This is a genomic window from Acinetobacter sp. GWC1_38_13 (assembly GCF_001767535.1).
In the GTDB taxonomy this organism is placed as follows: Bacteria; Pseudomonadota; Gammaproteobacteria; order Pseudomonadales; family Moraxellaceae; genus Acinetobacter; species Acinetobacter junii.
Genome location: NZ_MELG01000111.1, coordinates 1 through 6,394, shown reverse-complemented (window position 1 = coordinate 6,394; position 6,394 = coordinate 1). Strand labels below are relative to the sequence as shown.

Annotated in this window: 3 protein-coding genes and 2 pseudogenes; 3 read left to right on the top strand and 2 right to left on the bottom strand. The window is 37.6% G+C overall.

The features are described 5' to 3' along the window. Window positions 1-270, bottom strand: a pseudogene (locus tag A2003_RS11945) (hypothetical protein); the annotation flags it as partial. A gap of 253 nt (window positions 271-523) precedes the next feature. On the opposite strand from A2003_RS11945, the gene A2003_RS11940 reads away from it, so the two are divergent. The 3 genes from A2003_RS11940 to A2003_RS11930 all read left to right on the top strand — a co-directional run bounded on the left by A2003_RS11940 (window position 524) and on the right by A2003_RS11930 (window position 5,301). After that, entirely contained in the window at window positions 524-2,893 is a 2,370-nt protein-coding gene (locus A2003_RS11940; protein ID WP_046812870.1) for a hypothetical protein, read from the top strand. 487 nt (window positions 2,894-3,380) lie between these two features. Continuing rightward, window positions 3,381-4,310, top strand: a complete 930-nt coding sequence (locus A2003_RS11935) for a YagK/YfjJ domain-containing protein (RefSeq protein ID WP_286687430.1) — start codon at window positions 3,381-3,383, stop codon at window positions 4,308-4,310. Between the two features lie 61 nt (window positions 4,311-4,371). Continuing rightward, complete coding sequence (locus tag A2003_RS11930) at window positions 4,372-5,301, top strand: hypothetical protein (RefSeq protein ID WP_286687429.1); 930 nt, start codon at window positions 4,372-4,374, stop codon at window positions 5,299-5,301. Between the two features lie 70 nt (window positions 5,302-5,371). Here A2003_RS11930 and A2003_RS11925 read toward each other — a convergent pair. Further along, window positions 5,372-5,697: pseudogene (locus A2003_RS11925) on the bottom strand (pyrimidine/purine nucleoside phosphorylase). Window positions 5,698-6,394: the final 697 nt, after the last annotated feature.

Genomic DNA, 6,394 nt, shown 5'->3' with positions numbered 1-6,394 from the left:
AAGATAGACTTTTTCACGTTCATAAGCTAAATCCAGCTGCTTTTGCAGGGTAATATTTTGCAAATATAGCATGTTGAAAATATGTCTAAAATTTTCTTCATTTGTACTTTCTTTCTTTTTTAAAGTTAATTCGGTAATAACCCGAATTGCATCTTCAAAATTTATTTTTCCATTTGAAATTATAATTTTGCCTTTTTTTATAAGGTAGTAAATCTTAGATCTTGAGAGACCGGTATGCTCGCTTAGCTCTATAACAGTCACTTCTTTCATGATGAAACCATGGTTAAATTCTGTTTAATTAAACAGAATTTTATAAAATAATTAACCATTTTTCCACAAAAGATGAGACCCAATGAGTGTGTCTGAAAGTGAAAGAAGATTAACTATATTATTCATAGTGATTTTTAATTTTATTAATACTGAATAATGATGTAAAATAATGTGATTAATAGGATTTAATTTATTGAGAAAAATCACTTCATAGCTGATAATATCAGCTATTGACTAGTTTTTTTACGTATCTATGGATAATTATAATTTAATAATTAACAATGATGATCTATTGGGTTTGCTTTTTAATAAAGTTCCTTATATTTGGCAAGCGTTAGATTACTCCTTGAAGAGTGATCCGGCTTACCAGCGCCCTTGTTTATACAAAGAGTCGGTTCAGGTTATCCGGGCCTTAGAAAAGTTTGTGGGGGATTTGAAATCTGGAAGCGTGCCTCGCGTGGTTCATTTGGACATTGATGTGACTATGCATGCTGAACTTGACCATTCATTTCTTGTTTATTTTAATGCGCTGAGATTTGAGCGTGAAATGTTTGATATGAGCTATCTTTGGTTGGGTTTAAATTGGGTTTATTATCAACATTTTTTAAAAGAAGATGCAGTTGATCTACCAAGTATTACTTCTGGTATTGAACAGATTTTATTGAATTCCGAAGGTCTGCAAGAGAGGAAGCAGCAATGGTCGCTTTCAAAATTCACATACGACAAAGCTTGGAGATTAATTAATTACTTTTCAGACGTACAGAAAACTTCTTCATATATAGAGAATACCGAAAAGCAGACTCAGCAAGTCGTCGAGAAGATTAATCATGCTTTTAAGGATTTTGATACGCTTTTGGCAATACATCAGAAGGTATATATCTTTGCTCTTGATGTTCGGTTTGTGCGTACACTGAATCCATTAGAGAATGAGTCTTTAGAATGCTTGATTGAGCAAGTACTTAAAGATCGGGCTGATATCCAGAATGCTATTTGTGATTCGATTCCATATTGGCTATGTGCGTATACCAAACTTGAGCATGATTATCAAAATGGTTTAAAACTTTCATGTATTCTAATATTAAGAAGTCATGGCATTGATCAGGAAGCGGCTATTATTGCTCGTCTACAGGAATTATTGAAGAGAGATTTTAGTCAATATAATGCTATTGATGTCATTAATGGAAATGAGTTTGTAAGGACGCATGCTAAGAAAAATGCTGTTGGACATGTTGGAGTCAGTTCGTGTAAACGAATTGAAGAATTTAAGTATTGGGTACTCAGCTATTTTTTTAAAATAGATTCATTTGCAAGGCTCATATATCCTAAAATGCCTTTTGAAGTGAGTGAGGTCCTTTATCATTCGGATTGGCAACTGCCTGAAATAAACAGGCAAGCTGTAGTACCTAAGAAAGGCCCTATGCCTAAAAATCTTGCGCAGATATTGCAGGCATGGAAACCGCCCAAAGGGATATGGGATATCAATCATCTTGATAAACGTGTGGCTGATCGTCTGCTTGTCGGGCAGATTTACTATAAAGAATTTTGTGCTGAGCAAGGGCTTCCAATACAGTATGGAGACTTATTGTTCCTAATTGAGATGTTTATTGAAACCTTGTTGCCTAATCAACATCCAGCTTTTAATAGGGTGGGATTAATCCAGCAGTCTTACTTTTTGAATGCTAGAGAGATACAAACAACTGCTACACAGCTAGGTCATCAGTATTTATCGCTGTTGATTCAAATTAAAAGTGATCTTAACTTTTGGGATAAGCTTGATTTTTTAATTCGTAATCGTGGATTTCGACCATGGTGGTTTCGTAGCCTAGATGACCTAATCTTGTGGGAAAATTTTCAATCGATAATTCTTGAAGGCCTTAACTTTAATCAGCCTGTAGATTCTGTTGTATTAGGTCGGTTGAATAGTAATATCCAGAATATACGGGGTTTATTCTTTTCAAAGCAAATTTCAGAAGGTGATAAACGTAAGCTTTTAGAAAAACACTATACTCAATGTATACGTAGATATGCCAATACACGAGAATATCTTAATCGTATCTTGGAGCAGAATTGTTGGGCTTATCGTATAATCGTTGATACTCGCTCATCGAAAGGAAACTTTACTCAGCCAGAATTCTCAAAACTATTTACTGAGTTTATGCGCTTATCAAAGAGAGCTAAACCTTGTTGTTGGTTGCGTGGTTATATTGGGGGCTGGCAAGAGAATAGCTTGAATTTGATATCAGAATTTAAACTGGATATTGTATTGTTCTTTAATGATCGTTGTCAGGAACACTTTCAAACGGTAGTCCATGATCTGAATAGGCGCTGGAACAACTTTCTTGATACTAAAGCCTCTCAGATTTTAAAGCTGCAAGATGTTGAAAATATAAAATTCCATGGTGCTATTAAATCGAGAGTATTAATGCATTCTGCTGATGGATTGAATGCAGTGTATAATGCTCAGAACTCTTATCATGTCTATCTTGAGGCATATGATAAAAAAATGAAAAAAGAGTTCATTGAGCAAGTCGTAACATATTTTGCTTATCGGGATGTATTTCATCCCCCATTTAGCCATTCAGTTCCAAAGGCTTTTATTAAGGGGGCAATGCCGAAAAAATAGCATCCTTAGCGTTCAGAAAGTTTAGATTCAATATGCTGATTAAGTTTCAACATGGACTAGCCAACACGATTTGTGGTCAAGCAAACATGTTTGGGGACGGTTGATGCTAAATCTAATTTTTTCGCTTAAGTCTCGTTTTTATTTTTTTGCTCAGCGACCGATGCTCAGCATGTCTCAGAATTGTCTTTATACAGTGATGTGCAGACAGTTACAACATCGTTGAAGTCGGTAAATAGTATTATTAATCATATATCTATTCTCTTATACCTTCATTACTCAGTAGACATCATACATACAACAACTCAACCACTAGGTGAGTTGTTGTTAAAGACTTTAAATCAACTTAAGCATTTAAAGCGATGATGAACAGGTGGTCCCTAAGATCACATGTGAATCTACTGATGATCAGAATTCTTATTGGTAAGAACTACAATAAAAAAATACTTCTACTGCTTGAGATATGACATACCTTGATTGGAACATCCTCATGCGACTCTCTGACCACATTCATCAAGCTTCCGTATTATCCGATATACATCACTTCATTGAATGTAATCTTAACCACTATGTTGAACATGCTGTCTTCCTAGACTTACTACAAGAACTGATTGTACGCTTCAAGCAGTACCATCAGGAATTACTCAGCTATGCTGCAACCATTGAGATATTTGTCCTACTGATGCAGGCTGTTGAGCAGATGCTGGATGGACGTATTTACGATGAAATAAGTACATTGGATGCACAGCAAGTGAATCAGTTACAAAAGTTGATCTTGAGTCAACGTGAAAAGGTAAAGGAGCATTTGCAACGTTATAAAGAGCAGCAGCAACGCAATCGTGAATCAATACAATCCTACATGCAGACCATCATCAAAGATCATCACAAGCTGTTATTGGTTCGTGTTGATCTAAGTTATACAAAGGAGAAGCATGGTCAGATTGGTTTACAGGACTTTTATCAGCATATCCAAAAATTAAGACAATTGCTTAAAGACCAGCAGGGGTGTTTTGCTGAGTTGAAAGGATATGTGCTTAAACTGGAGCAAGGGAGGGACAAAGGATTCCATGCTCATCTGCTATTCATCTATAACGGTTCAAAGCGTCAGAACGATACCTTTCTTGGACAAGCAGTGATTGATAAATGGCAAGAGATTGTTGGGGAAGGTGCAATAGGCAACAATTGTAATACCGTTAAATACAAGCAGCGTTATCTGCAAACGGGACGTCTCGCATTGGGTATGCTGCATCGTGACGATAAGCAAATGACTGACAATTTGATGCTTCTGTTGAACTACTTTGCCAATGAGGACAAATATGATCAAAGCTTATTGGTTAGTTATGCAGGAATGCGTTGTTTGAGTAAAGGGGAATATCAACCACATGGAAGACAGTATCAATTGAAGTCTGAATCAAAGTGAGTTAGTAAAAAAATACATCGAGTGCCGTCTTATGAATGAATCACATAGGACGACTTTTGACATGAATTTCAAACAAGCTGAACTCTTCGTTGCTCCAAAATTAGAGCAGGATGTACATGATTTTTATATTGCACTTAAGCTTGCAACACTGGTTGATAGCGATTTGAGAAAGACTTGGCGACGCTCATTCTTCGAGTATCGTCAGGATTGGCATTATTTGCTGTTTTCACATCGAGAATTTAAATTTGGGTTTTGGGTGACCCAATTCAGCAATGCGTACTATGCATGTGTCGCGGAACAGGAAGAATTTCAGATTTGGCCTGAGAATGAGAAACAATGGGCAGACTTAGTTTCGAAGATACTCATTAAATTAGAAAAGTTATTTAAAAGCATTGGCTTTCAAGAAATGCTAAATAAGTGCAATGCGGCTTATGAGAAAAAGATCCAGAAATTGATGGACCAATACTCAAACATAAATCGACTGAGTGTGGATGCGCCTGATCTTAAATTCTATTTAACCATGCACCCGCATCCAACAGCACAAGAGCTGAGTCATATTCAAAGTTTTAGTCGAGCATTGAAGCAGTTTGAGCGACGACTCATGGATAAATCATGGTGTCGTGCACAAGTGCTGTACCGTTTTTATCAGATTTATCGTGATCCAGAACATCAACACTATGTGGTGCGCTACTTCTTAACCTTCCAAAAAGCATTCTATTCGGAAGAGACAAATTACTGTGCAAAAATCAGGGAGATATGGTTGGATGTGACAGATGGCATCGGGGTTTTACTGGAGCAAAAACAGTTTAAACCTGATATTCAGGGTAATCTCACGGTGCCTCCGTTTATGAATGATGATATGGAGTCACCATTAGAAAATCTTGAAAGCTTAGATGTCAGAATGACTTCACTTAAAGAGCATGCAACCAATCTTTATGTGTGGGATCGTGGTATGGAGTCATTTAGTGGTCAGATCATTCAACATAAATAGGTGAAGTGAAACGCAGGGATTAAGCCACCATGAGAGGGCTTCCCTTATTTAAGCTAAATAATAAAAAAGTTTAATGCGGTTCAAAGTGACATACATAATCTACAACGCCATCAGACTGGATCGTAAATTCACTGTTGGGGGGAATAATAAAAGATTCGCCTGAGCTGTATGTTGAGACCTCAGTGGCAGCTCCAATTTGAACTGCACATGTGCCTGAAATAATTTCAATGCGCTCTTCGAGATGAGTCTTAAAGGTGAGGGGTGTTCTGAAGGCAGAATAACGCCGAGTGTCTTTTTAGTGCCGTCTTTTAAAATGAGCACATGGCTAATCGACGAACCATTAAAATGAATGTTGGCCTTTTTTTTAATAGATACAAAGTTAAATTGTTCTGACACGATGAGTGAACTCAAAAAAATTATTGTCTTGTGTTTTGAGAATCATAATCAAACGAATGATCAAGACTCAAGCTAAAAATGATTCATCGATTGCTTAAGCGGACTCCATTATCAAATAGCTGAGAGAGATCATAGCGTTATCCGCTTTACGATTTCCTGAGCAGCCATAGCGCCCGTTGCTTGACCGACGGGTAAGCAGGGATTATCCTTGGCGTGCTGGCCTACATTGCCAGTGGGTTTTAGCAGACCCAGTTAAACAAAGACGAGATACGAAATTGATTTTTTGTATGTCGTGGACCCGTTCGTCCCCCTTTCTTCTATGGTAGGGCGGAGGGGGGACGCGCTTGCGCGTGCTGGTTTCTTTGTTTACCAGTCTGCTAACCCTCTTTCGTCCTACCACCATCTTTTAGCAGGGATTCGGTAGGCTTGCTTTAAACAAAGGAGTCCGCCATGCGTACTGACATTTATCTTTTGGCTTTGCCATTTCCAAACTTAAACCGATTGTGCTTTTTATTTCGATTGCCTTTGGCAAGACGATCTCACGGCTGTGCTTTGCCTGATTCCACTCATTAACGTTTAGATCTGATCTATAACGACGAATAATACAAGGTGGTTCTATGGCACATGCCCCGATTTGGGTGGCGTGTCTGATGGTGCCTTTGTGCGTCACGGCATGCTCAAAAAAAGACAATCATGT

Bases quoted from the DNA above. Each gene is read 5' to 3' on its own strand.
- A2003_RS11940 (WP_046812870.1), top strand. From the start codon at position 524: ATGGATAATTATAATTTAATAATTAACAATGATGATCTATTGGGTTTG.
- A2003_RS11935 (WP_286687430.1), top strand. From the start codon at position 3,381: ATGCGACTCTCTGACCACATTCATCAAGCTTCCGTATTATCCGATATA.
- A2003_RS11930 (WP_286687429.1), top strand. From the start codon at position 4,372: ATGAATTTCAAACAAGCTGAACTCTTCGTTGCTCCAAAATTAGAGCAG.